Origin of the sequence: Novosphingobium sp. TCA1 (assembly GCF_009811895.1) — a bacterium.
In the GTDB taxonomy this organism is placed as follows: domain Bacteria; phylum Pseudomonadota; class Alphaproteobacteria; order Sphingomonadales; family Sphingomonadaceae; genus Novosphingobium; species Novosphingobium panipatense_A.
On record NZ_BLJH01000007.1, the window covers coordinates 18,822 to 42,876 of the forward strand.

The following is a 24,055-nucleotide window of genomic DNA, read 5'->3' on the forward strand; positions in this document are numbered from 1 at the left end:
ATCGCTACTCGGTGGATCTCAATCCCCAGATCCCCTGGATCAGCGACCCGGACGGTTCGATCTGCGAGATCAGCCCGCGTTGGACCTTGCTGACCGGCATGACGATCGAGGAAGGGCTCGATGCGGGCTGGACCCGCGCGGTCCACCCGGAGGACCTGCCCCGTGTGCTGGAGCAATGGAACATCGCGCTCCATTCGGCCGATCAGCCGGTCGCCGATGTGCGCTATCGCCTGCGGCGGGCCGACGGCCACTATTGCTGGGTGCGTGCGCGATCCTATCCGCGCCGCGACGCCGAAGGGCGGATCGTCAAGTGGTACGGCAACCTGGAAGACATCGACGATCAGGTCGCGGCCGAAACGGCGCTGCGCGACAGCGAGGAACGCTACCGGCTCGCCTCGCGCGCGACCAACGACCTTATCTGGGACTGGTCGCACATTACCGACCGGATCGAATGGGCCGACAGTGTCGAGAGCATCTACGGCCATGTCGAGGCGGCGGCGGGCGTCGACATGGAATGGTGGCGGGCCCATATCCATCCCGAGGACCTCGCCAGTGTAGACGCCACCTGGGCTGCCGTTCATGGGCGCCGCCGCGATAGCTGGAGCCACGAATTCCGCTTTCGTGCGGCGGATGGCTCCTACGTTCACCTGCTGTCGCGGGGCTACGTCCTGCGTGACGAGCACGGCAGGGCGCGCCGCTCCATCGGTGCCTTGCAGGACGTCACCCAGGCCCGGCGCGCCGAAGCCGAGCTGCGCCGCGCCGCCTACCATGACGTTCTGACCGACCTGCCCAACCGCGCCCATTTCGCCGCCCGCCTCGAACAGGCGCTGGCGGCGGCACGGGCCGACGACACACGGGTTGGCGTGGTCGTCTTCGATGTCGACAATTTCAAGGCGATCAACGACAGCCTCGGTCACGGCGCGGGAGACACCGTGCTGCGGGCGGTGGCGCAGCGGCTTTCCGCCGGACTTCCCCCGGACGCCTTTGCGGCGCGGCTCGGCGGGGACGAATTCGCGATCATCCTGCCCGGTCTCGACGAAAGCGCATCGGCGCTGATCCGGCGCCTGCTCGAAGCCGTGGGACGGCCGATGACCATCGACGAGAGCGTGGTGGAAGTCGGCGTCAGCGCAGGCGCGGCGGTCTGGCCTGCCGACGGCAATGATGCCGAGGCGATCCTCAAGAGCGCGGATCTGGCGCTCTACACCGCCAAGGCCCGTAGCGCCGGTGATGTGGAGAGCTTCCATCCCGAACTGCGCGATGCCGTGGAAACCCGCAATTCGATGCTGCGCGATGCGCGCGATGCCCTGGGCGAGGAGCGGATATTCCCGTTCTACCAGCCGAAGATCTCGCTCGCTTCCGGCGAGATCGTCGGCTTCGAGGCGCTGCTGCGCTGGCAGCACCGCGAGCGGGGCCTGCAACCCCCCGGCACCATCCACGCCGCTTTCGAGGACAGCGCCCTGTCCACCCAGCTGACCGACCGCATGCTGGAACGGGTCCTGCGGGATCTGGCGGACTGGCAGGAGCAGGGATACGAAACCGGCCGCATCGCCATCAACGGTTCGCCGGTCGATTTCCGGCGGGACGATTTTGCCGAGCGCATCCTTTCGCGTCTCCATGCCCTGGGCCTGCCCGCCCGGCTGCTGGAACTGGAAGTCACGGAAAGCGTCTTCCTGGGGCGCACTGCGGAGACTGTGGAGCGGGCATTGCGCACGCTGGCCGGAGAAGGGGTGACGATCGCGCTCGACGATTTCGGCACCGGCTATGCCTCGCTGACCCATCTCCAGCAGTTCCCGGTGGACGTGCTCAAGATCGACCGCTCCTTCGTCTCGCGCCTCGGCAGCACGAACAGCGCGGACTTCGCGATCGTCCACGGGGTGATCGACATCGCCCAGCGGATGGACATCCAGACCGTGGCCGAGGGGGTCGAGAACGAGACGCAGCTGGACCGGCTCTGCGAACTGGGCTGCGACGTGGCGCAAGGCTTCCTGTTCGGCGGCGCGCTGGGCGCGGGGCGCATCGGCGCTTTCGTGCGCGGCTGGCCGCAGGCGCGGCAGGGCTATTGCTGGCAGGGCGCTTCGAACCGGCCGCGCTCGTTCGGGCAGGGGTGATAGAGGGTTTGCTAGCGCGCGATACGGTTCGCCGCGTCGCCATAACGTGTCGTCGTGCTACGGGATTGTGCATATTTGAACAGTTGGTCTAGGGGCGCGCTGCGGCCCGGTTGCGCCCCAATGCAACTGGCCGCCCTCGAGGAAAGGACCGTCTCGGCCCCCCGGACGGTCCTTTTTACCTCTCCTCCCTTTTCCCTTTCGATGTCGCAATTTACGGCATAGCTTGCCTCGGGTGACGAACCTCGAACGCATTGGCCTGCCGCTGGCACGGCGCATCGCGCTGGCTGCGCAGGGATTCGGGGCGGGATTCGGCGCACGGCGACCCGATTCGTCGAAACCGGCCCATCTTCGCCGCGTTCTCGACCATGTGCAGTTGTTCCAGATAGACAGTGTCAACGTCCTGTCGCGCGCGCACTATCTGCCGGCTTTTTCGCGGCTGGGCGCTTACGAGCGCACCGATCTGGATCGGATGGCCTGGGGAACCGGCCGGGCGCGCAAGCTGTTCGAATACTGGGCGCATGAGGCCTCGCTGCTGCCGTTCGAGATGCAGCCGATGCTGCGCTGGCGCATGGCCCAGGCCAATCGCGGCGAAGCGGGCTGGAGCGGCATGCGCGTCTACGCGCAGGAGCGCCGGGCCGAAGCCATGGCCTTGCTCGACCGCATCCGCATCGACGGCCCGCAGGCGACGTCGGACTTCGAAACGCACAAGGGCCAGTCCGGCTGGTGGGAGTGGAGCGACACCAAGCGCGCGCTCGAATGGCTGTTCTGGGCGGGGCACATTACCACGGCCACGCGGCGCGGCAATTTCGAGCGAGTCTACGACCTGACCGAGCGCGTCATTCCCGCAGAGGTACTGGCGATGCCGACCCCGAGTGAGGCGGATGCGCACCGCGCGCTCATTGCCCGTGCCGCCGCCGCGCACGGCATCGCCACGGGCGGCGAACTGCGCGACTATTTCCGCCAGTCGCCCGAGCAGGCGCGCGCGGCGATCCATTCGCTGGCGGAGGAGGGCGTGCTGGTGCCGGTCGAGGTGCCGGGCTGGCGCCACGCCTGGCTTCACCGCGACGCCCGCCGTCCGCGCCGGATCGCGGCGCAGGCCTTGCTGGCGCCATTCGATCCGCTGATCTGGGAGCGTGACCGGACCGAACGCCTGTTCGGCTTCCACTACCGGATCGAGATCTACGTGCCCGCCGGGAAGCGGCGCCACGGCTACTACGTGCTGCCGTTCCTGTTCGGCGACCGGCTGGTCGCGCGGGTGGATCTCAAGGCGGATCGGCAGGCTTCGCGCCTGATCGTGCAGTCGGTCCATTTCGAACCGGGCGCCCCGGAAGAGGCAGCGGGTGCGCTGGAGCAGGAACTCGCGCGGATGGCGGGCTGGCTGGGTCTCGAAAGCCCCTGACCTCCAGGATTACTCCGGCGGGTTACTCCGGCAGGTCAAGCCGATAGAAGCGCGTGTCCACGTTCATGCGGGGAAAGCTCTGGGGCAGGTCTGCGGGCGGGACGGGCGTGAAGCCATGCTTTTCATAGAAACGATGGGCGGCGAGAAACCTGTCGGTCGTTCCCAGAAAGATCCGGTGCAGGCCGTTCTCGCGGGCGAGATCCAGCACCGCGTGCAGGAGCCGCCCGGCAAGGCCGCTCCCGCTGCCCCGATGGTCTGCGGCAACGAACATCTTGCGCAGGGCGCCGTTTTCTGCGCCCCCGTTTCCCTGGCCCCCGTTTCCCTCCCCAATGTCCTTCATGCCGATGGTGCCGACGATCCGGTTCCCACTCTCGGCAACCAGGAAGGCACCTCTGCCGGTCTGGTAGAAGGCCGGAACCGTGCGCAAGTCGGGCTGGTCCGCAGCGGTGATGGCAAGCCCGAATTCCTCGCGCTGGATCTGCAGGATCAGGTCGATCACGCCTTGTTCGTCGCCGGGCCGGAAAGCTCTGATCCGCGCCTCATCCGGTACGGGCATCGCCGCCGTCATTGCCCGATCGGCGGCACTGCGTCCGACTGGCGGCGGCGCAGCTCGAACGGCAGGCGCAGATGCTCGGGATCTGCGGAAGCCTCGTCCTGCCCGTCGGGCCAGAGCCGCGTGCAGAGTATCGCCATGGCCTTGCGGCTCATTTCCTTGATCGGCTGGCGGATGGTGGTGAGGCGCGGCCAGATTGCGTCGGCCAGCGGAGTATCGTCGAAACCGCAGATCGAAAGTTCGCCGGGCACGCTGATCTTCATTTGGTGCGCGATGGTGACGGCGGCGGCGGCCATGTCGTCGTTGCAGGCGAAGATCGCGGTGGGGCGCTCGGCGCGGCCCAGCAGGCGTTCGGCGGCGATCAGGCCGGAGCGGTAGGAGAAATCGCCTGCCTCGATCAGGTCCTGCTCCAGCGCCATGTCATGGTCGCGCAGGGCATCGACATAGCCGTGGCGGCGGCGGGTGCTGCTGCGGTGGCGGCTGGTCCCCTCGATCAGGGCGATGCGGCGATGGCCGAGTTCGATGAGATGCCGGGTCATTTCGTAAGCGGCGCCGCGATCGTCCGTCGAGACAGAGGCCAGGGCTTCGGTCTCCCGGTCGGGCGCGATCGCCACTACGGCGATCCCGGCGGCGGTGAGGCCCTCCACTAGCTCAGCGCGGTCGCACAGGGGCGGGGGCAGGATCACGCCCGCGACATGCGCCTCGACGATCTGCGCGACCAGTTCCGGCATGGTGGCGCGGTCCGGGCACTGTTCGACGGTGAGGTGGACGTTGCGGGCCGGGGCTTCGTCCAGCGCGCCCAGCAGCAGTTCTCCGAGATAGGCCGAAGTGGTGGCGCCGCCGTGGAGCAGGGCGATGCGCCGCACGGTCCTGCCCGCCAGCATCCTTGCGGAGGTGTTGGGCACATAGCCCAGTTCCGCGACGGCCGCCGCGACCGCCTCGCGCGTTTCGGCGCTGACACGCGGTTTCCCGTTCAGCGCGCGCGATGCGGTCATGGCGGAAACGCCTGCGCGCTGCGCGACATCGTGAAGGGTGGGAGGCTTGGGCCTGCTGGGATCGTGTCTGGACATCGGACACTGCCTTTAATGCATGTGTCCGGCAGGTAAACAAGGACTCTTGTGGTTCAGCGAACCTCCAGGCCGAGCTGGGACAGGAGTTCCGCCGCCTGGATGCGGGAGATCACGGCGCCGCGGAACAGCCGCGCGTCGCGAAGTTCGATCCCGCCGAGGTCGGCGCCGCGAAGGTCCGCCTGCTCGAACCGGCAGCCGTCGAGCGTGGCATTGCGCAGCGAGCAATCCTCGAAACTGGCCATGCGGAAGTCGCATTTGCGCAAGTCTGCGTCCGAAAAGTCGATGCGGTGCAACCTGGCCTTGCGGAAGGACATGCCGGGCAGCTTGGCGAAAGACAGCAGGACTTCGGCAAATGTCGCGCCCAGCAAGCCTGCATCGGTCAGGTCGGCGCCGGTCAGCTTGGTGCCTTCGAAGCGCGTTCCGGTCAGCCGGGCATGGCGGAACAGGCCGTTGCTGAAATCGCAGCCGAGGATCGCCGCATCGCCGAGCTCCGCTCGGACGAACCCGGCTTCGGGACCTCGGCAGCGCAGGAAGCGCGCGCCGGAAAGGTCGGCGCCGTCAAAACTGGCACGGGCCATGGTGCAGCGTTCGAACGTCGTGCCGCTGAGGTCGAGGCCGGAAAAGTCGCCCTCGTCCAGATTGCAGCCGGTAAGGGTCCTTGGCCCTTCGGCGGCAGGTTCCAGCAGGGCTTCGCGCGTGACGGTGCATTCGATCATGGGCGTCTTATGCCCGAGCGGCGCGCCGCCGCAAGTTCCGGTCCATTCAGGGCGGTCATGGAAACGTCATCGAGCGCCCTTAACGGCATGCGCCGTGGAACCGCGCGATTCTTCGCAAGCCCAACGCAAGCCCGGCCGCCTCGGTCCGGCGCGGCTGGCCGTGTTCTCGCTTCCCGTGCTGCTGTTTCAGGCTGTCGAACTGGCCTGGCGTTCCTACCTGCCTGCGTTTCTGACACAGACGGTCGGCGTGTCGCTCGCGCTGGTCGGGGGGCTGATGCTGGGCGTGCGCGTGTTCGATGCGGCGGCCGACGTCGTGCTCGGCTGGGTCAGCGATACCACCACGACGCCGCTCGGCCGCCGGGCGCCGTGGATGGCGCTGGGGGCGATCATGGTGCCCGTAGGCGCGCTTGCGCTGTTCCTCGCGCCGCCGGGATCGGGGGTCTTGCGGGTGGTCGGCGCGGGTGTTCTGCTCCACATCGGCTATTCGTTCATCGTTACGCCGCACGGCGGCTGGGGGCTGGAACTGTCCGAGGACGAAGCGGAGCGCACGCGGATCATGGGCGCCAAAGTCTGGTTCGGCGTGATGGGCTCGATCGGCATGTTGGCCCTGATCGGCCTGCTGGAGCGGCGCTTCGGCTTCAGCATCGCTTCGCTGGCGGCGATGCTGGGCATCGTCATCGCGGCGGCCGCGCCGCTGGCCGTCTTCGCGGTGCTGGCCACTTTCCGGGAGCCGCGCCCGAAAGCGGCAGGGACCGTGCTTGCTGCGCCGTCGCTGGCCGAACTGCTCAGGGTCATGATCGGCGATCCCGACCTTCGCAGGATTCTTGTCCTCTACATGCTGTGCGGCATGGCGGATGCCTCGACCGCTGCGGTTTTCCTGTTCCTCGCCGAGCCGGTGCTGGGATTGAAGGGGCTGGGGGCGATGCTCCTGCTGATCCAGCCGGTCATGGTGCTTTTCACGCTTCCTCTTTGGGCGATCATGGCCGACCGGTTCGGGCGGCGGCGCGTCCTGGCGGTCGGTTTCGGGTGGCAGGCCCTGACGATGCCGCTGGTGCTGCTGGTGCCGACCGGCAATGCCGCGGCATTTGCGCTGTTCCTGGCGCTACGGGGTCTGACCTTTGGCATCGACTACATGCTTTTGCGCGCCATGGTGGCCGATATCGCCGAAAAGGGCTCCGGCAGCGGTCCCCGGATGTCGGGTAGCTACTATGCCCTGTCCAGCGTGACCCTCAAGCTGGCGCTGGGGCTGGGGGCGGGTTTCGGTCTCTGGCTGGTGAGTGCGTCCGGGTTTCAGGTGGGCACTGCTCCGGGGGCGACGGCAAGCCTGGCGATCCGTCTGGCCTATACCCTGCCTTCCGCCTTTGCCGGGCTTTGCGCGCTTCTGGTTCTTGGCGGACGGGGGGCAGCTGCTCCGCAAGCGATGGTGCATGATTTGCAATTGAGCTGACGCTCGCCCGCGTCCATTGCGGCCGGGCCTTTCAGGCATCCTCTCCCAAGACTTTTAAAAGCCGGCCCCTTCTTTGGTGGCCGGCTTTCTTTTTGCCTGCCGCACCGAGGACCTGCGTTCGAGGCCTGGAAACGGCAAAGGGGCGCAAGACCGTGAAGTCTTACGCCCCCTCCTGCATTCTCCCGAGGGAGAACTCCTGTTCGGGAAATCAGGCGCCCTGCGGCGTCGCGCTGCCGGAGAAGCGGCGGCCTGCCTTGGGAATGGACGAACCCGTCAGCGGACGGGGCGCACCGGGGCCGCGCGGCTCGCTGGGGCGGTCGATCCGGCCGGTTTCGAGGAGCTGGTTGATCTCGTCGCCGGACAGCGTCTCATATTCCAGCAGGGCCTGGGCCAGCGCTTCAAGCTGCTCGTTGTATTCGTTGAGCAGCTGGGTGGCGCGGGCGTGGGCGGTATCCACCAATACGCGGATCTCGCTGTCGATCACCTTGTTGGTCTCGTCCGAGGCCATGGTGCGGTGCGTCCCGCCCATGCCGAGGTAGCCTTCCTGGCTTTCCTCGTATTGGAGCGGACCGAGCTTGTCGGACATGCCCCACTTGGTGACCATGTTGCGCGCCAGGCTGGTGGCGTACTGGATGTCGGACGAGGCGCCCGAGGAAACCTTGTCGTAGCCGAAGATGATCTCTTCCGCCACGCGGCCGCCCATGGCGACCGAGAGGTTCGCCAGCATCTTGTCGCGGTGGTACGAGTAGCTGTCGCGTTCCGGCAGGCGCATGACCATGCCCAGCGCGCGGCCGCGCGGGATGATCGTGGCCTTGTGGATCGGATCCGAAGCCGCCTCGTGCAGCGAGACGATGGCATGGCCTGCCTCGTGATAGGCGGTCATCTTCTTCTCGTCGTCGGTCATGACCATGGAGCGGCGTTCCGCGCCCATCATGACCTTGTCCTTGGCGTCCTCGAATTCCTGCATGGCAACGAGGCGCTTGTTGCGGCGCGCGGCCAGCAGGGCGGCCTCGTTCACGAGGTTGGCGAGGTCGGCGCCCGAGAAGCCCGGCGTGCCGCGCGCGATCACGCGGGCATTGACGTCGGGCGCCAGCGGCACCTTCTTCATGTGGACGGCAAGGATCTTCTCGCGACCCTCGATGTCGGGCACGGGCACCACGACCTGGCGGTCGAAGCGGCCCGGACGCAGCAGCGCGGGGTCCAGCACGTCGGGGCGGTTGGTCGCCGCGATGATGATGATGCCTTCGTTGGCTTCGAAGCCGTCCATCTCGACCAGCAGCTGGTTCAGCGTCTGTTCGCGCTCGTCGTTCGAATTGCCGAGGCCGTGGCCGCGATGGCGGCCGACCGCGTCGATTTCGTCGATGAAGACGATGCAGGGCGCGTTCTTCTTGGCCTGTTCGAACATGTCGCGCACGCGGCTTGCACCGACGCCCACGAACATCTCGACGAAGTCCGAGCCGGAGATCGTGAAGAACGGCACGCCCGCCTCACCGGCGATGGCGCGGGCGAGCAGGGTCTTGCCGGTGCCGGGCGAACCGACCAGCAGCGCGCCCTTGGGGATCTGGCCGCCCAGCTTCGAGAAGCGGGTGGGATCGCGCAGGAACTCGACGATTTCCTCCAGTTCCTCGCGCGCTTCGTCGATGCCTGCGACATCGTCGAAAGTGACGCGGCCGGAACGTTCGGTCAGCATCTTGGCCTTGGACTTGCCGAAGCCCATCGCGCCCGAACCGCCGCCCTTCTGGACTTGGCGCAGCGCGAAGAAGGCGATGCCCACGATCAGCAGGAAGGGAAGGGTCTGCGCGAGGATGTAGACCAGCAGGCTGCCTTCCTCGGGCGTCTTGCCGGCATACTGCACGCCGCTCTGCTGAAGCAGCGGGGTCAGCGTGGTGTCGCCGGGGACGGGGACGGTGCGGAACGAATCGCCGTTCTTCATCTTGCCGTCGATGCTGTCCTCGCCCACTTCGACGCTCTGGACGCTGCCTTCGGCAACTTTGGCGCGGAAATCGGAATAGGCGATCATGGGCCCGCTCTCGCTGCGGGTATTGAACATGGATACCACCATGAGAAGCGCGAGAAAGATGCCGCCCCATACGAGCAGGCTCTTGACCCAGGGATTGCCGCTAGGCTGGTCGTCGTTCATCTTAGGAGAAACCGTCCTTTCGCCCGTCAATGTAGGGTCGGGCGCCTGAATCGCAAGTTAGCAGAGGCCGTCAGTGTAATCGTTTCGGCTCTTCGACGCGACATTGCTGACCGAATCGCCGGACGATTTGCGGTGCGGGCGGCGGATAGGCGCGATTTTCGACGTGTTTTCGGGTGTTTCGCAGGCGTGGAGAACTGCCGTTCGATCTTCGTCCGGCCATGGCGATGGACTCAGCGCGACGTTTTCCAGAGGAAATCGGAGCGAATCGGAACGAAATCAGCCGCATTTCAAAAGCTGATAATCGCCTGCGCTGTCGACCTGGGCGCGCCAGCCGGGATAGACGACGATGGTGGTAAAGGTTTCCTCGATGATCGCGGGCGAGCCGACCTCCATGCCGGGTGCGAGGTCGGCGCCGCGATAGACCGGGATTTCCTCGAAGCCAGCCCCCAGATTGGCGCGGCGGTGACGGATCGGTTGCGCCTGCGCACCGGTCGGGACCAGTTCTCCACCGGCTGGGGGAGAGGGCGTCTCGACGTGTGCGGCAAGGCGCAGGCCGGAAATCTCCGGCACTTCGTGCTCGCGGATGTGTCCGTATTCGGCAAGGTAGCGGGCATTGAACAGGGCGATGGCGTGCGCAGCGAAAGTCTCGTCGATAAAGCCGAGATCGCCCAGTGGGGAGCCGGCGGCAAAGTCGAACGAGAGCGAGAAGTTCTGCCCCGGATAGCGCATGTTGAGCCGGTAATCGGCGCGGATGTCCTCCGCGCGGAACTGCGCGGCGGTGAAGTAGCGCGCGGCGCGGTCCGACAGTTCGGTCCAGAGCTTGCGTATGCGTGTCATATCCAGCGCCGAGGCGGGGGCGATGTAGGAGCGTTCCTCGTCGATGGTCGGGTTCGCGACTAAAGTGCCGAGGGCCGAGAAGGTCGGCGATGCCTTGGGCACCAGCACGCGGGTGATGCCAAGGTCTTCGGCCTGAATCGCCGCGAAAGCGGGGCCGTTGCCGCCATAGGCGAGCATGACAAGGTCCTTGGGATCGATGCCCTTGCCCGCCGTGGTGCGGCGTACGCCCTGGCTCATATGGGCATTGACCACGCGCCAGCAGTCGAAGGCGGCGCGTTCGGCGTCGTCATGGCCGAGGTCCTGCGCGATCTTGCGGAAGGCTTCCTCCACGCCCCCGCGGCTCAGGCGGAAGCTGCCGCCGGCGAAGCCTTCCTCGGTGGAAAGGATGCCCAGCATGACCAGCGCATCGGTCACAGTCGGCTCGGTGCCGCCGCGTCCGTAGCAGATCGGGCCGGGCTCCGACCCCGCCGAGCGCGGGCCGACTTCCAGCGCGCCGTTGTTGACGTGGCAGATCGAGCCGCCACCCGCGCCCAGCGTCTCCACTTTCACCATCGGCACACCGACGAGATAGCGGTGGTGCATGTTCCAGCCCGCCTCGGCCGGGGCCTCTCCGTTCAGCACCAGCGCCATGTCGTAGCTGGTGCCGCCCATGTCGACGCAGAGCAGGTCCGGGCAGCCCTTCGCGCGGCCCGCATGGGCCGACCCGACCACGCCGCCTGCCGGGCCGGAGGCGAGCACACGGATCGGCGCGCCGTCGATATAGTCCTTTGTCATCACCCCGCCGGAGGCCTGCATGACCATCAGCTGATTGCGGTATCCGCCTTCGCCAAGCCGCTGCACCAGCCGTTCGAGATAGCCGGTGACGCGCGGGCCGACATAGGCGTTGACCACCGTGGTCGAGGTGCGGTCGTACTCCGGCGCGCGGGGCAGCACTTCGTGGCTGGCGGAAACGTAGGCGTTCTGGATTTCCTGCTGCACGATCTCCTTGGCGCGGCGCTCATGCTCCGGATTGACGAAGGAGAACAGGAAAGAGATCGCCACCGCTTCCACGTTCTGCAGCCGCAGCTTGCGGCAGGCTTCGCGCAGCGCCGCTTCGTCCAGCTCCTTGTGGATCGATCCGTCGTGCAGCACGCGCTCGGGCACCGTCAGGCGGCGGCGGCGCGGGGTGATCTGCTGCGGCGCTTCGAGGCGGACATCCCAGATATCCTCCTTGTAGCCGCGGCGATATTCGATCTCGTCGCGGAATCCCTCGGTGGTGATCAGGCCGGTGAGGGCGCCGTTCATCTCGATCAGGGTGTTGTCGGCCACGGTGGTGCCGTGGACGATCGCCTCGCAGCGGCGGAGGAATTCGGGGAGGGGCAGGCCTTCCTTCTCGGCCAGCTTGCCGAGGCCTTCCATCACCCCCAGCGAGCGGTCCTCCGGGGTGGAGAGGTTCTTGTGGAGCACCACTTCGTTCCCCTTCAGGAGCGCGAAGTCGGTGAAGGTGCCGCCGATGTCGATGCCGACCCTGTAATTCATGGAACGTCCTCTCCGAGCCCCACCCCTTTAGGGAGAGGTGGGGGCTTTCGATCGGGCTCCGCGTAGCCGGAGAGCCCCCACCCCCCGACTCCCTCCCCTGAAGGGGAGGGGGAGTGGCTCCGTATTTTCGCTATTCCGCGGCCTCGGCCATGCTCGCCATCTCGGCCCTGAGCGCCTCGGTTGCGGGGTGATCCACCGCCAGCGAGTAGTCGTCGAGGCTGCCGGTCAGCACCACGCCGTACTTCGCCTGCGCGGCCTCCGGGCTGACGTACTCGTCGAGCACGTCCTCCTTCACGGCCTCCGCATCGCGCTGGAGCGGACGGCCGAACCCGGCGCCGCCGCCGTGCTGGTAGGCGATCACCGCGCCCTCCGGCAGCAGGTCCTGCGCGGTGTGAAGAATGGCACGCTCGTTGGGGGAGCCTACCTCGAAGCGGTTGGTGTAGGGGATCGCATCGTCCCCGCCGCATAGGCCCCGCAAGGGGTGGTCGGCCGAGACCATCCACGCCATCGCCGAAGTCGGCCGCAGCACTTGCTTGACGTTGAGCGAGCCGGGGCAGCCGCGCCACTGGCCGGCGCCGCCGCCATCGGTGGTCATCTCACGGCTGATATTGAGGATCGGAAAGCGGCTTTCCGCGTCCTCCGCTTCGGACAGGATCAGGCTGCCCAGCGCGGAAGGGCAGGAGCCCCAGCCATCGAGCCCTTCCACCGCCGAAACGTCCATCGATCGGCAATCGACGCCCTGGTCCATCCACATCATGCCGGCCTCGTCGAAGCCGACGACCATGTTGGGCATGCCGATCTTGTAGAGCTGCGGCTGCGCGCGTTCTGGCGCCACATTGGACAGCGCGATGCAGACCGCCTCGGTAATCTCGCAGGCCGGGTGGAACGATCCCAGTGCGGCGGGCTTGTTCGGCGGCGGCTGAGCGATGCAGCCTTCGGGGATCAGGATATCGACGGCGTTGAAGAAGCCTTCGTTCTTCACGATCGTCGGGTCCATCGCCGCGACCACCTGACACATCACGTAGCTGCGCGAATTGGCGAACGTGTTCCACACGCCGACAAGGTTCTGCCGATCGTCGGTGCCCTCAAGGTCGACGGTCAGCTGGTTTCCGGCGATAGTGCAGGCGACGTGGACCTTGATGTCCTTGGTCCCGGCCGTGTCGTGGTCGATCCAGACGGTCGCCTCGTGGCACCCATCGGGCCATTTCGCCACTTCTTCGCGTACGCGGCGCTCGGTGTGTTCGATCGAGTGGTTGATCGCCGCCTTGATCGTCTCCCCGCCCCACTTGGCAATAAGGTCGTCCAGCATCCGCACCGCGTGCTGCACGCCGCCGATCATCGCCGCGATGTCGCCCGCGAACGTGGCGAACCGGTTGTTGCGCACCACCGTATCGAACACGTCGCGGCGCAGTTCGCCACGGTGGACCAGCTTGAGGCACGGGTAGATCACACCCTCGGTGAAGACGTCGGTAGCGTCGAGCGAGAAGCCGCCCGGATCCTTGCCGCCGGTGTCGCCTTGATGCGCCTGCAAGGTCTGGATGCAGATCAACTCGCCCTTGTCGTCATAGACCGGGCCGTAGATGCAGTAATCCGGCAGATGGCCGCCGCCGTGATCGGGATCGTTGCCCAGAAGGACGTCGCCCGGCCCCCAGTCGTAACGGTCCTGATTCATCAGCCCCCAGCGCGTCTCCATTTGGTTGACGAAAGTCAGGTGCGGCGTGCCCACCGCGCCCATGGCAAGGCGGCCGTGGGCATCGACGATGGCGGCATTGCGCTCGTTCGACTGGTTGATGATCGGGCTGGAGGCTGCGCGGCCGAGGTAAGTCGCAGCCTCGAAACAGACTGTTTCGAACGCGCCGCGAATGATGTCGCCGGTTACCGGGTCGATTTCCGCCGCGGTCGGCAGGGGCCCGCGCCGCTCGGCGAGCTTGCGGTTCAGCGCGTAGGACACGTCTTGCTCTCCCTTGTGGTTTGTCCGAGGTAGGAGCGGAGAGGGCGCGCTTCTCGACAGCGAGCGCATCGGCCCATGCAGATCACGAAACACCGGCGCCGGTCTTGTCCATGGCCGCCATTGGAGCAGCACTGAGAATGAAGACGGCTGGCCGCATCCACCCGGTCTATGCGGAAATGGAGCGCACGGTGTTCGATCGCATGTCGGCACTTGCGCGCGAGCATGGCGCGATCAACCTGGGGCAGGGCTTCCCGGATGGCCCGCCGCCGCCCGCGCTGATCGAGGCGGCGAGCCGGGCCCTGTACGAAAGGTCCAGCCAGTACCCGCCCGGCGCGGGGCTTATGGAACTGCGCGAGGCGATCTGCGGCTATTATGCGCGGCGCCAGGGGCTGGAGCTTGCACCCGAGCAGGTGACGGTCACGTCCGGCGCAACGGAAGCACTGGCCGCCGCCGTCTTCGCTTTCGTGAAGCCTGGGGACGAGGTGATCCTGTTCCAGCCCGCCTACGATGCCTATGCCCCGTTGGTGCGCCGGGCTGGCGGCATTCCGGTCTCGGTCCCGCTCCTGCCGCCCGATTTTCGCTACCCGGCCGAGGCGCTGGAGGCTGCCTTGCAGAAGCGGTCCACCCTGCTGGCGCGTTCTGGCCTGCCCGATCCGGCACCGGCGAAGCCGCGCGTGCTGATGCTGAACGATCCGCTCAATCCGGCGGGCACGGTCGCCAGCCACGAGGAATTGGCGATGATCGCCAAGGCCTGTGTGGAGCACGACCTGATCGCGATCTGCGACGAAGTCTGGGAGGACGTGCGCTTCGACGGGGTGCCCCACCGCTCGCTGTTGCGCTTTCCCGGCATGGCCGAACGGACGGTGAAGATCGGTTCGGCGGGCAAGATCTTCGGGCTTACCGGCTGGAAGATCGGCTGGATGATTGCGGCGGGTCCTCTCGCGACGGCGTTGGCCGGCGCACACCAGTTCCTGACCTTTGCGACGGCCGTGCCGCTGCAGTGGGCCGTGGCCGAGGGGCTTGCCCTGCCGGATGCGGTGCTGGACGGGCAGCGCGGGCAATGGGCCGCCGCCCGCGAACGGCTGAAGGCCGGGCTGACCGGGGCAGGCTACGCGGTTCTCCCCAATGCGGCGACATGGTTCCTGACTGTCGATCTTGCGGCTTCCGGGATCGGGCTGAAGGACCGCGTGTTCAGTGAACGCGCGGTGGTCGAGGCCGGGGTGGCGAGCGTGCCGGTATCCGCGCTCTATCAGGGGGAAGAGGTGCCCGAGCACCTCGTCCGCTTCTGCTTCACAAAGCCGATGGACGTGCTGGATGAGGCCGCCGCGCGGCTGGCGCGGTTCAGGGCGGAAATCGCGGGTTGAAAACCGCGCCTACGCGTTGAGCCCGCCGTTCACGCTGTGATCTTCGCCGCCCCGTCCGAACAGAGGAACAGCGCCAGCGGGGCTATGTCGTCCGCCGTGGGCAGGCCGAGCCCTGCCTTGCGCGCGGCACGGGCCATGCGCTCCGAACCCATGCGGACGGCGCTTTCGCTGCCTTCCACGAAGCTGGTGGAGAGCGCATGGGCGCGGATGCCGTCGCGGGCGGATTCGACGGCGAAATTGCGGATGAAGCCGATCGTGCCTGCCCGCGCCGCGCCGATCAGGCTCTGGCGCGGGGCGGCATAGATCCCGGCATCGGAAACGAGGGCGATGAACGTGCCGCCCTGCGTGGAGAGAAAGCCGTAGCTGGCCAGCGCCAGGCGTTCCACCCAGCCCACCGAGACATTGAGGAAATCCCCGAAGGTCTCGGGCGCCGTTTCCGGCAGGGGGCCGGTGATGCCGAGCGGGCCGGTGGCGACGCAATCGATCACCGCGTCGATCCGGCCATATTGCTCGCCGACTTCCGCGATCAGCGTTTCCGCGGCGTCCTCTTCCCAGACATCGGCGATGAAGCCGTCCACGGTGCCGAGATAGGACAGACCGGTGACGAGCGCGGCGACCTTTTCCGGCGTCCGTCCGTGGAGAGCGACCTTCCAGCCGTGGGCCAGGGCCTGCCTGGCCAGGGCACTGCCGATCGAACCGCTGCCGCCGGCGAGAAGCAGGACTTTCTGGTCGCTCATTCTTGTCCTTTTTCGGGGAAGATCAGTCGCTTTCGAAGGCCGATCGCATATCGTCGTGGGCGAGGTCGGAGAACTTGGTGATGCGGGCTTCGAAGCGCAGGCGCACTTTGCCGGTGGCGCCGTGACGCTGCTTGGCGATGATCAGTTCGGACAGGCCGGTAACTTCTTCCATCTTGGCGCGCCAGGATTCCCACTTGTCGCGCACGTCCGGGGAATCGGTGTCGCTGGGAAACTTCGGCTCGGTGGCCTTCACGTAGTAGTCTTCGCGGAACACGAACCAGACCATGTCCGCGTCCTGCTCGATCGAGCCCGATTCGCGAAGGTCGGACAGCATCGGGCGCTTGTCCTCGCGCGATTCCACCGCACGGGAGAGCTGCGAGAGCGCGATCACCGGAACGTGGAGTTCCTTGGCCAGCGTCTTGAGCCCGCGCGAGATTTCCGAGATTTCGTTCACGCGGTTGTCGGTGGCGCGGCCCGAGCCTTGCAGCAGCTGCAGGTAGTCGATGATGACCAGGCCGATGTCATGGCGGCGCTTGAGGCGGCGGGCGCGGGTGCGCAGGCCCGCGATGGTAAGGCCGGGCGTGTCGTCGATGAACAGCGGCAGTTCGGCCAGGCGCTGGCTGGCGAAGGAGAGCTGCTGGAAGTCCTCGCGGCTGATCTTGCCCATACGCAGGGCTTCCGAGCTGATGCCCGACTGTTCCGCCAGGATACGCGTGGCCAGCTGGTCCGCGCTCATTTCCAGGCTGAAGAAGGCCACGGCCGCACCCACCGATTTCTCGGTGGCGATGCCGTCGGCATTGTCGCGCTGGAGGCGGTCGGCCGCGTTGAAGGCGATATTGGTGACGAGCGAGGTCTTGCCCATGCCCGGACGACCGGCCAGGATGATAAGGTCGGAATCGTGCAGGCCGCCGATCTTGTCGTTGACCGAGGTAAGCCCGGTGGTCTTGCCCGAGATGTGACCGCCCGAGTTGAACGCCTTCTCGATGGCGCCGATCGCGGTGCGGGTGGCGGCGGCGAAGCTCTTGGCCTCGTTCGCGGTGGAGGCGCCTTCGGCCACTTTGTAGAGCGCGGCCTCGGCGCGTTCCACCTGCTCCATCGGCTCCACCGATTCGGAGGTGTCCATGGCTTCGGCCACGAGATTGCGGCCCACCGAGATCAGTTCGCGCAGCAGGGCGAGGTCGTAGATCTGGTCCGCCAGTTCGCGCGGGGCGAGCAGGCCCTGGCCGTCGGCCGTCAGGCGCGCGAGGTAGGACACGCCGCCCAGCGCCTTCAGCGCCTCGTCCGATTCGAAATAGGGGCGCAGGGTCACCGGCGTCACCACGGCCTTGCGGTCCAGCAGCTGGAGAATGCGCTCATAGATGCGGGCGTGGACGGGTTCGTAGAAGTGCGTCGGCGAAAGCTGCGTCTGCAATTCCTCGATCACGCGGTTGTCGATCAGGACGGCGCCCAGGAAAGCGGCCTCGGCCTCGACGTTGGCAGGCAGGGTGCGGGCTTCGGCCTCTGGGGCAAGCGCAATGGTGGCAGGTTGTGACATGAGGTTGCCGACAATGCCTCATCTCGCCCCCCGCCAGCAAGCGAGCAGGAAGAGGATATTAATCCACAGGCTGTTAATGGAGGGGGAATTGTTTGAAAATCCGCCATGGGCGGATTTTAGCGGCACCAGCCCACGCCCCCACCCGACCTCCCAACGATTGTACCCTAGTGGGAGGTCGGGTGGGGGCGTGGGCTGGTGCCGCAAGCCTTCGACGGATGTCGAAGGCGTACCAAACAAAGACTCGGGACGATTTGAAAATCAGCCTCCAGCGAATTTTCAAACCGTCACTTGCGACCCCATGCTGCGAACGCGTAAAGGCCAAGGGAATATGTCCGATCCGCGCATCTCCCATATCGAACTGGACGACGCGACCATCCTGTGGCGCAATGCCGATATCGAGCAGGAGCGGCGTATCGCCATGTTCGATCTCATCGAGGACAACGTCTTCAAGCCGGTCCGCGCCTTCGAGGCGGGGCACGAGGGGCCTTATCGGCTGCGCCTTTCGGTGCGCGACGGGCGGCTCTCGCTGGAACTGTGCGACGACGCGGGCGAGCTGCTGGAGACGATGGTGCTGGGCCTTGCCCGTTTCCGCCGTCCGGTGCGCGAATACTTTGCCGTCTGCGAAAGCTACTACCAGGCGATTCGCAAGGCTTCCGCGCAGGAGATCGAAACGATCGACATGGCCCGGCGCGGCATTCACGATGCGGCGGCCGAACTGCTTCTAGAACGGCTCGACGGCAAAGTAGAAACCGACCACCCCACCGCGCGCAGGCTTTTCACGCTGATCTGCGTCCTGCATATTCGCGGCTGAAGGGGGCTTCACGATGATCAGGAAGGGTTCGGCCGCAAAGGCGCGCGCGCGCATCCTGTGGCGAATCGGCGCGGCATTGCTGCTGGCCGTGCTGATCGCCGGGGCGTGGGGCTGGTGGCATCTGCGCCACTGGACGCCGGAACGCGCGATCTATCCCGTGCAGGGCGTCGAGATCGGCGCGGCGGACGGCGAGGTGAACTGGAAGTCGCTGAAGGCCGTGGGCGTGGACTTCGCCTATATCGACGCCAGCGCAAGCGTCAGTGCCTTTGCCCGCGACCCGCGCTTCGTCGCCAATTTCGGCGCGGCCCGGTCGGCGGGGCTACAGGTGGGGGCGGTCCACCGCTACGATCCCTGCCAGCCCGCCGAGATGCAGTCGGCCAATTTCGTGACGACCGTGCCGCGCGATTCGGCGCTCCTGCCGCCCGCCATCGATCTCGATATCCTGGCCGATCATTGCCCCACCCCGGTTTCCGACGCCAAAGTGGAAAGCGAGTTGATGACGTTCATCAACCAGATCGAGACTCACGCGGGCAAGCCGGTGATCCTCAAGGTCAGCAAGGCTTTCGAGGACCGCTATCGCATCGCCGCCAAGCTCGACCGCAACCTCTGGCTGGTGCGCGACCGGCTTCTGCCCGACTACGGCGGGCGCCCCTGGTCGCTGTGGACGGCGAACGGGTCGCTCGCCAGCGAGATTGCGCAAGGGGGCCTGCGCTGGGTAGTGGTGCAGCCATGACTTTCACCACCCAGCAGCGCGACGCGCTGATCTCCGCCGCGCGCGAGGCCGCCACGCGGGCCTATGCGCCTTATTCGAAGTTCCATGTCGGCGCCGCGCTGCTGATGGCGGACGGCTCGGTCGTCACCGGCGCCAATGTCGAGAACGCAAGCTACGGCCTGTCGCTCTGCGCCGAGACGGTGGCGGTCTCCGCGATTCTCTCGTCGGGCGACCGCAAGAAGCTGGAAGCCGTGGCGGTTACCGGCGGCGCGCCCGGCGCGGCGGGGCAGGGCGACACCGTCACGCCCTGCGGGCGCTGCCGCCAGATCCTGAACGAAATCGCGCAGATCGGCGAGACCGATCCGGTGATCTGGTGCGACGGCGCCGAGAGCGTGCTGGAAACGCGCCTGTCGGAATTGCTGCCCCACGCCTTCGGTCCGGCGAACCTGCTGTAAGAAAAAGCGGCTTTCAGTACCGTACACGATCTGCAGCGTCCGCTCCGTTTCGGAGCGACGTGGCAGATCGTCGTTTCGTCGGAATCCTATTGTCAACTTGATTGGTTGAGTTATGGTGCTGGCTGTCGGGACGTAGACAGAGTCGACCGGCGGTATCCCAACAGCGTTGGAGCACCTCCCTCATGACACACTATCGCTATCCCCGTGCGCAGGACCACGTTCCGCTCATTCTCCTGGTGCCCGGCGCGCCGCTTTCCGATGGCCACTGGATGAACCGCTGGGCCGGATGGAGCGAGCATTGCCGCGTGCTGGAACTCGGCCTCTGGGACGAGCCGCACCGCAATACCTGGGTCAACAAGCTGAACCTGGCCATCCGCCGGGCCGACCGGCCGGTGGTGATCGTCACCGATGATATCGCCGCGCTGGCCCTGGCCTGGTGGGTGGAGTTCGAGGCGGTGGCACAGGAAAACCCCGTGCTGGGCGCCATCGTCGTCAATCCGCCGAACATGGACCTGCCCGGAGCCGACCGGCGCCTTGCGCGCTTCGGCGCCTGTCCGCGCCAGACGCTGCCGTTCACTGCCTTCATGGTCGGCGATCTCGATGCCTCGGCGGCGCAGCAGCGCTCGACGATCCGGCTTGCCAAGGACTGGGGCGCCTCGCCGGTCTGCGATCACGTTCGCGGAGACTGGTCGGCGGGCTGGATGATGCTTCAGGACCTGCTGGGCGAAGTACCCAGCACTGCGGTTTCACCCGACTGGACGTATGACGAGAACCTCGCCGTGCGGCAGGCCCTGCGGCAATGGGCCGGAATCTGAGTTTCCAGGGCCATGCAGCGGACTAGCCCGCTGCATGGCCCGTGCAATTTACTTCTTTTCCCGTTCCACGAACCATTCGAGCAGGGCGCCCATGCAGTCCTTGCCGAGCTGGGCCGAGCGTTCCGGGCTCCAGCCCTGGCGCGGGTCGGCGGCGTCGTCGTGGTCCTTGAAAGGCATTTCCAGCGTCATCGAGACCGCGCCGTAGCGTTCGGCCAGCTGGTTGGTGGACATCGTCAGGTTGCCCTTGCCCGGCTGCGAGAGCGAATAGCCGAGCTTGCGCTGGAAGTCCGGCGTGCGGCGGTAGAGAATCGCGGCATAGCTGTCGTAGCCGGCCTTCTGTTCCGGCTTCAGCGAGGGGATGCCTTCGAAACCGGCCAGGAACACGGCGGGGATCGCCTCGTCGCCGTGGATGTCCATGGCAAAGTCCACGCCGGTTTCGTCCATCGCGTCCAGGATCGCCAGCACTTCGGGAGATTTCTCGGCGCTGGGCGCGGCCCATTCGCGGTTGAGGTTCACGCCTGCCGCATTGGTGCGCAAGTGCCCGCGCGCCGAACCGTCGGGGTTCAGGTTGGGCACGACGTGGAAACGGCAGCGCTTGCGCAGTTCGCGGCCCACCGAATCGGCGGGGTCGGCCAGCACTTCCAGTGCGCCTTCCATCCACCATTCGGCCATCGATTCGCCGGGGTGCTGGCGGGCATAGAGCCAGACTTGCGCCTCGCCCTCGCCCATCGAGAGGCAATCGAGCGGGCGCCCGTCGAGCGTGGTGCCGAGCAGGCGGTATTCCACATCCTCAACCCCGGAAAGCGAGGAGATCAGGTCGTAATGGCGCTCCATCGAATAGGGGGCGAAATAGGCGAACCATGCCAGTTCGCCTTCGGGCCGGTGGCGGATGGTCAGCGTGCCGCCATCCTTGCCGCCGTCCCAGGTGGTCTCGGCGCGGCCCCAGAACTGGCGGTCTTCCGAGGCGCAGGCGCGGTAGCCGGGCCAGCCCATCGGATAGGCGGAGCCGTTGAGCCCGGTGATCTTCAGCGTCAGTTCCTCGCCCGCGATGCTCTGGCCCGGCGCGGCGCTGACGCGGAAATGGAACCACTGGAAGAAGTCGGAGCCGTGGTCGCGCCTGATGGCAAGGCGGGCGGTGGTGCCGTCGATGGAGAGGACTTCGATGTTGCCGGAATCGAAAGCGGAGGAAATCTGGATGCTGGTCATTTCACCAGGATAGTTTCGCCCGACCTGCCCGGAAAGCCCCTGAACAGCGCTTCGGCCATTTTTGCGGCGCCCAGCGAGGTCTGGGCGACGGGAGACTTGGAGCCGACCGTGAAGGAGGCGCGGCCTTCCCAGATCGTGCGGCCCTCCGGGCGGTCCTTGATCATGACCTGCATGCGGGTATCCACCTGATCCTGCGGCTTGCCCGCGAGATTGATCCCGAGGCCGAGGCCCAGCCCCGAACCGTAGCTTCCGGTGCTGCCGCCGACGCCGACCGAAACCGGATTGCGCTGCGGACCGGGCTGGTAGACCTGGCGCTCCACCGAAAGGACCGCCACCTGAGGATCGCGCACGGTTTCTCCGGGCAGGGCCTGCCGATAGCCGAGTTTCGCCAGTTCTTGCCCCACGGCGGCGGCATATGTGCGGAATTCCAGGCTGGCGGCATCCTGCGGATTGGCCGGATCGACGCGGATGACGCCCCGCCCGAGCATCGAGGCATCGGCGGCGCTGAAGCGCGTCACTTCCACCGGCCCGACTTGCGCCGCGCATCCCGCCAGCGCCAGCCCCGCGGCGAGGCAGAGAGCGATCGAACGAGCGGCAGGAATGATGGTGAGGCGGGTCATGTCAGGCTCTTTCGAAGACAAGTATCTCAAGCATAAACGTTTAAGCCGACGCCCGCCATGTTTTGATTTACCCCTTGGGCGCGTCCGTGCCTACGGCATCGGCCTTGGGGAACCCGTCGAAGAGGGCGGCGGCGAGCTTTCCGGCGATGCGGTAGTCCGGCCAGTCGTCGTCGCCTTCGCGGGTGGCGATCGTGGCGTATCCTTCCCACAGTACCTTGCCGCTCGCCTTGTCGACGATTCGGGTGTCGAGTCGGGTGCCGATCAGGGCCGAGCGCGGCTTGGAAAGGTCCACGTTCACGGCCAGCCCATAGGCCGAGCCGCGATTGCTGACGCCCATTGCGGCGGTTCCGCTCACCGGATTGCGCTTTTCCTCGGCCGGGGTGAGGACCTGGCGGCTGATCTTCAGTTCGGCGACCTGTCCGCCGCCTTCGTCCTTGTGCTGGGTATCGTATCCGGCGCCGACGAGTGCCTCGACGATGGCGGCCTCATAGGCGGCGCGCTGCGCGCCGGGTACCCACTGGCCCTCTCCCGAATCGGACTGGACCGCAACCGCGCCGTGGCCGAGATCGGCGGCTTCCGGCCCCTGCGCCACGAATCGGCTGACTTCGACGCGGCCTTCGCGCGAATCCTTGGACCGGCTGGAGGACATCGGCGGTCCGGCGGGGCCGCCCATCAACGGGTCGTTCCAGCCGCCGCCCCATCCCGAACCATATCCGCCCCAGGGCGAACCCCAGCCCGGACGCGCCTGAAGGGCAGGAGCGGCAAGGAGAGCTGCGACCATTCCGGTGGTGAAAATCGCGGTTTTGAGCGTCTGCATGATGGATATGGGTCCGAAAAGGCGATTGGCGAAGAATCGGTTGGGTCGCACCCGAACCTGGGTTATCTGGGCTTCGCGATTGCCCAGTCATGAACGGCGTGATGAACGGTGTCATGAACGGCAAAACGAAATTCCTGCAAGAGGGGGAATGGCTCCTCGGGCTTGACTTTGCAAGCCGCGCCCACTAACGGCGCCACTTCAAATTTTTGCGGCGGCCCCAGTTTGCTTGGTGCAACCGCCGGACCACGCAAGACGAGACTAGACATGAAGATTACGAACAGCCTGAAGTCGCTCAAGGGTCGTCACCGGGATAACCGCGTGATCCGCCGTCGCGGCCGTACTTACGTCATCAACAAGACCAACCGTCGCTTCAAGGCCCGCCAGGGCTGATTTCGTCTGCCTGTCCCCGCGCCTGGCGTGGGGATGTTTCAAGGCGGACGGGCGACAGCGTCGATGACATTGAGGCCCCCGCCATGCGCGGGGGTCTTGTCATGTCTGCCATCCACGAAAATCATCCTGTAGAAGCCGTCGTGTTCGACGTCGGGCGAGTCCTTGTCGAGTGGGACATGCGCCTGCTCTTCGCCAAGCTCATTCCCGAATCCGATCGCCTGGACTGGTTCTGCGCGAACGTGGTCACCGAGGAATGGCATTTCGAGCATGACGCGGGCCGCGACCTTGCGGAATTGGTCGCCGAGCGGAAGGCCGCCTTTCCCGGCAACGATCACCTGATCGACGCTTACGCCACGCGCTTTCTCGAAACCATTCCCGGCAACGTCCCCGGCAGCCACGAGATCGTGCGCGAACTTTCGGCCCGCGGGATGCCGCTTTTCGCCATCACCAATTTCGCCAGCCCGTTCTGGCGCGAATACCGCGCCACCGAGCCGTTGTTCGACCTGTTCGGCGACATCGTCGTTTCGGGCGACGAGAAGCTGGTCAAGCCCGATGCCCGCATCTTCGACCTCGCTGCAGGCCGCTTCGGCCATGAACCGCAGGCGATGCTGTTCATCGACGACAATGCCGCGAACATCGCCTCGGCGCGCGACCTGGGCTGGCAGGTCCATCATTTTCAAGGCGCACCTGGGCTGCGGGCGGATCTGACGGCGCGAGGGCTGCTGAGCTGACACGCGCGGAAACGCCGCTCCGTTCAGCCCATTAGCCAACGCGTTTTCGCCGTCGCAACATGCGCAGGCCACTCGAGGATTGCTGAGAACGCGTTGATCGTGACCAAATCAGTCCGATTTCCGC

Annotated in this window: 21 protein-coding genes and 2 pseudogenes; 11 read left to right on the top strand and 12 right to left on the bottom strand. The window is 66.4% G+C overall.

The features are described from left to right. Window positions 1–5: 5 nt before the first annotated feature. From NTCA1_RS29125 to NTCA1_RS10540, 3 genes and pseudogenes are all read left to right on the top strand, one after another. Window positions 6–353 (top strand): annotated as a pseudogene (locus tag NTCA1_RS29125) (PAS domain-containing protein); the annotation flags it as partial. A 9-nt stretch (window positions 354–362) separates the two neighbouring features. Then, window positions 363–2,108: a putative bifunctional diguanylate cyclase/phosphodiesterase gene (locus NTCA1_RS29130; RefSeq protein ID WP_374705179.1), complete on the top strand. Its 1,746-nt coding sequence runs from the start codon at window positions 363–365 to the stop codon at window positions 2,106–2,108. A gap of 232 nt (window positions 2,109–2,340) precedes the next feature. After that, window positions 2,341–3,507, top strand: a complete 1,167-nt coding sequence (locus tag NTCA1_RS10540) for a winged helix-turn-helix domain-containing protein (RefSeq protein ID WP_236549231.1) — start codon at window positions 2,341–2,343, stop codon at window positions 3,505–3,507. Window positions 3,508–3,529: 22 nt separating this feature from the next. Here the strand turns inward: NTCA1_RS10540 and NTCA1_RS10545 are convergent, their stop codons facing one another. Genes NTCA1_RS10545 through NTCA1_RS10555 form a run of 3 tightly spaced genes read right to left on the bottom strand, consistent with a single transcriptional unit; the run spans window position 3,530 to window position 5,846 of the window. Continuing rightward, complete coding sequence (locus NTCA1_RS10545) at window positions 3,530–4,063, bottom strand: GNAT family N-acetyltransferase (protein WP_159830461.1); 534 nt, start codon at window positions 4,061–4,063, stop codon at window positions 3,530–3,532. Window positions 4,064–4,071: 8 nt separating this feature from the next. Then, the gene (locus NTCA1_RS10550) at window positions 4,072–5,130 is read right to left on the bottom strand and encodes a LacI family DNA-binding transcriptional regulator (protein WP_159830462.1); all 1,059 of its coding nucleotides are present in this window, start codon (window positions 5,128–5,130) and stop codon (window positions 4,072–4,074) included. Between the two features lie 53 nt (window positions 5,131–5,183). Further along, window positions 5,184–5,846, bottom strand: a complete 663-nt coding sequence (locus NTCA1_RS10555) for a pentapeptide repeat-containing protein (RefSeq protein ID WP_159830463.1) — start codon at window positions 5,844–5,846, stop codon at window positions 5,184–5,186. A gap of 94 nt (window positions 5,847–5,940) precedes the next feature. On the opposite strand from NTCA1_RS10555, the gene NTCA1_RS10560 reads away from it, so the two are divergent. Continuing rightward, entirely contained in the window at window positions 5,941–7,293 is a 1,353-nt protein-coding gene (locus tag NTCA1_RS10560) for an MFS transporter (protein WP_236549232.1), read from the top strand. Between the two features lie 208 nt (window positions 7,294–7,501). On the opposite strand, the gene ftsH is transcribed toward NTCA1_RS10560, so the two are convergent. The 3 genes from ftsH to NTCA1_RS10575 form a co-directional block, all read right to left on the bottom strand. Further along, the gene (gene ftsH, locus NTCA1_RS10565) at window positions 7,502–9,433 is read right to left on the bottom strand and encodes an ATP-dependent zinc metalloprotease FtsH (protein ID WP_086492484.1); all 1,932 of its coding nucleotides are present in this window, start codon (window positions 9,431–9,433) and stop codon (window positions 7,502–7,504) included. A 276-nt stretch (window positions 9,434–9,709) separates the two neighbouring features. Next, window positions 9,710–11,788, bottom strand: coding sequence for a hydantoinase/oxoprolinase family protein (locus NTCA1_RS10570; protein ID WP_159830464.1), 2,079 nt, complete (start codon window positions 11,786–11,788; stop codon window positions 9,710–9,712). 130 nt (window positions 11,789–11,918) lie between these two features. Beyond that, on the bottom strand, window positions 11,919–13,739 hold the full coding sequence (locus tag NTCA1_RS10575) for a hydantoinase B/oxoprolinase family protein (protein ID WP_159830465.1): 1,821 nt from the start codon (window positions 13,737–13,739) through the stop codon (window positions 11,919–11,921). A 137-nt stretch (window positions 13,740–13,876) separates the two neighbouring features. On the opposite strand from NTCA1_RS10575, the gene NTCA1_RS10580 reads away from it, so the two are divergent. Next, entirely contained in the window at window positions 13,877–15,103 is a 1,227-nt protein-coding gene (locus tag NTCA1_RS10580) for an aminotransferase class I/II-fold pyridoxal phosphate-dependent enzyme (protein ID WP_159830466.1), read from the top strand. A 29-nt stretch (window positions 15,104–15,132) separates the two neighbouring features. Here the strand turns inward: NTCA1_RS10580 and NTCA1_RS10585 are convergent, their stop codons facing one another. Both NTCA1_RS10585 and NTCA1_RS10590 read right to left on the bottom strand, forming a co-directional pair. Beyond that, window positions 15,133–15,840 carry an SDR family NAD(P)-dependent oxidoreductase gene (locus tag NTCA1_RS10585; RefSeq protein WP_236549233.1) on the bottom strand — a complete coding sequence of 236 codons (708 nt, stop codon included), beginning with the start codon at window positions 15,838–15,840 and terminating at the stop codon, window positions 15,133–15,135. Window positions 15,841–15,862: 22 nt separating this feature from the next. Beyond that, window positions 15,863–17,374, bottom strand: coding sequence for a replicative DNA helicase (locus tag NTCA1_RS10590; RefSeq protein WP_086492479.1), 1,512 nt, complete (start codon window positions 17,372–17,374; stop codon window positions 15,863–15,865). 328 nt (window positions 17,375–17,702) lie between these two features. Between NTCA1_RS10590 and NTCA1_RS10595 the strand changes: the two genes are divergently transcribed. The 4 genes from NTCA1_RS10595 (at window position 17,703) to NTCA1_RS10610 (ending at window position 20,167) form a co-directional block, all read left to right on the top strand. Next, window positions 17,703–18,185 carry a UPF0262 family protein gene (locus tag NTCA1_RS10595; RefSeq protein ID WP_086492478.1) on the top strand — a complete coding sequence of 161 codons (483 nt, stop codon included), beginning with the start codon at window positions 17,703–17,705 and terminating at the stop codon, window positions 18,183–18,185. 13 nt (window positions 18,186–18,198) lie between these two features. Then, the gene (locus NTCA1_RS10600) at window positions 18,199–18,918 is read left to right on the top strand and encodes a glycoside hydrolase family 25 protein (protein ID WP_159830467.1); all 720 of its coding nucleotides are present in this window, start codon (window positions 18,199–18,201) and stop codon (window positions 18,916–18,918) included. Then, entirely contained in the window at window positions 18,915–19,352 is a 438-nt protein-coding gene (locus NTCA1_RS10605) for a cytidine deaminase (RefSeq protein ID WP_159830468.1), read from the top strand. Before NTCA1_RS10600 ends, NTCA1_RS10605 begins: the two co-directional genes overlap by 4 nt. A gap of 182 nt (window positions 19,353–19,534) precedes the next feature. Continuing rightward, window positions 19,535–20,167 (top strand): alpha/beta hydrolase, encoded by a 633-nt coding sequence (locus tag NTCA1_RS10610; RefSeq protein WP_159830469.1) that lies wholly within the window; start codon window positions 19,535–19,537, stop codon window positions 20,165–20,167. Between the two features lie 48 nt (window positions 20,168–20,215). Here NTCA1_RS10610 and NTCA1_RS10615 read toward each other — a convergent pair whose 3' ends face one another. The 3 genes from NTCA1_RS10615 to NTCA1_RS10625 all read right to left on the bottom strand — a co-directional run bounded on the left by NTCA1_RS10615 (window position 20,216) and on the right by NTCA1_RS10625 (window position 22,810). Next, a complete protein-coding gene (locus NTCA1_RS10615; RefSeq protein WP_159830470.1) occupies window positions 20,216–21,373 on the bottom strand; it encodes a M14-type cytosolic carboxypeptidase in 1,158 nt (385 codons plus the stop codon). Continuing rightward, window positions 21,370–21,993 carry a DUF4136 domain-containing protein gene (locus NTCA1_RS10620; protein ID WP_159830471.1) on the bottom strand — a complete coding sequence of 208 codons (624 nt, stop codon included), beginning with the start codon at window positions 21,991–21,993 and terminating at the stop codon, window positions 21,370–21,372. The genes NTCA1_RS10615 and NTCA1_RS10620 overlap by 4 nt, the downstream gene beginning before the upstream one ends. 67 nt (window positions 21,994–22,060) lie before the next feature. Continuing rightward, entirely contained in the window at window positions 22,061–22,810 is a 750-nt protein-coding gene (locus NTCA1_RS10625; protein ID WP_159830472.1) for a hypothetical protein, read from the bottom strand. Window positions 22,811–23,074: 264 nt separating this feature from the next. Between NTCA1_RS10625 and ykgO the strand changes: the two genes are divergently transcribed. Next, the gene (gene ykgO / locus NTCA1_RS10630) at window positions 23,075–23,200 is read left to right on the top strand and encodes a type B 50S ribosomal protein L36 (RefSeq protein ID WP_021235112.1); all 126 of its coding nucleotides are present in this window, start codon (window positions 23,075–23,077) and stop codon (window positions 23,198–23,200) included. Between the two features lie 121 nt (window positions 23,201–23,321). On the opposite strand, the pseudogene NTCA1_RS29135 reads toward ykgO, so the two are convergent. Beyond that, window positions 23,322–23,435: pseudogene (locus NTCA1_RS29135) on the bottom strand (hypothetical protein); the annotation flags it as partial. On the opposite strand from NTCA1_RS29135, the gene NTCA1_RS10635 reads away from it, so the two are divergent. Next, the gene (locus NTCA1_RS10635; RefSeq protein ID WP_374705180.1) at window positions 23,383–23,931 is read left to right on the top strand and encodes an HAD-IA family hydrolase; all 549 of its coding nucleotides are present in this window, start codon (window positions 23,383–23,385) and stop codon (window positions 23,929–23,931) included. The pseudogene NTCA1_RS29135 and the gene NTCA1_RS10635 overlap by 53 nt on opposite strands. Window positions 23,932–24,055 lie beyond the last annotated feature (124 nt).

Coding starts and splice junctions, on each gene's coding strand:
- NTCA1_RS10555 (WP_159830463.1), bottom strand. CDS start 5,846: ATGATCGAATGCACCGTCACGCGCGAAGCCCTGCTGGAACCTGCCGCC.
- NTCA1_RS10625 (WP_159830472.1), bottom strand. CDS start 22,810: ATGCAGACGCTCAAAACCGCGATTTTCACCACCGGAATGGTCGCAGCT.
- NTCA1_RS10590 (WP_086492479.1), bottom strand. CDS start 17,374: ATGTCACAACCTGCCACCATTGCGCTTGCCCCAGAGGCCGAAGCCCGC.
- ftsH (WP_086492484.1), bottom strand. CDS start 9,433: ATGAACGACGACCAGCCTAGCGGCAATCCCTGGGTCAAGAGCCTGCTC.
- NTCA1_RS10620 (WP_159830471.1), bottom strand. CDS start 21,993: ATGACCCGCCTCACCATCATTCCTGCCGCTCGTTCGATCGCTCTCTGC.
- NTCA1_RS10600 (WP_159830467.1), top strand. CDS start 18,199: ATGATCAGGAAGGGTTCGGCCGCAAAGGCGCGCGCGCGCATCCTGTGG.
- NTCA1_RS10580 (WP_159830466.1), top strand. CDS start 13,877: ATGAAGACGGCTGGCCGCATCCACCCGGTCTATGCGGAAATGGAGCGC.
- NTCA1_RS10585 (WP_236549233.1), bottom strand. CDS start 15,840: ATGAGCGACCAGAAAGTCCTGCTTCTCGCCGGCGGCAGCGGTTCGATC.
- NTCA1_RS10615 (WP_159830470.1), bottom strand. CDS start 21,373: ATGACCAGCATCCAGATTTCCTCCGCTTTCGATTCCGGCAACATCGAA.
- NTCA1_RS10605 (WP_159830468.1), top strand. CDS start 18,915: ATGACTTTCACCACCCAGCAGCGCGACGCGCTGATCTCCGCCGCGCGC.
- NTCA1_RS10610 (WP_159830469.1), top strand. CDS start 19,535: ATGACACACTATCGCTATCCCCGTGCGCAGGACCACGTTCCGCTCATT.
- NTCA1_RS10550 (WP_159830462.1), bottom strand. CDS start 5,130: ATGTCCAGACACGATCCCAGCAGGCCCAAGCCTCCCACCCTTCACGAT.
- NTCA1_RS10545 (WP_159830461.1), bottom strand. CDS start 4,063: ATGCCCGTACCGGATGAGGCGCGGATCAGAGCTTTCCGGCCCGGCGAC.
- NTCA1_RS10595 (WP_086492478.1), top strand. CDS start 17,703: ATGTCCGATCCGCGCATCTCCCATATCGAACTGGACGACGCGACCATC.
- ykgO (WP_021235112.1), top strand. CDS start 23,075: ATGAAGATTACGAACAGCCTGAAGTCGCTCAAGGGTCGTCACCGGGAT.
- NTCA1_RS10570 (WP_159830464.1), bottom strand. CDS start 11,788: ATGAATTACAGGGTCGGCATCGACATCGGCGGCACCTTCACCGACTTC.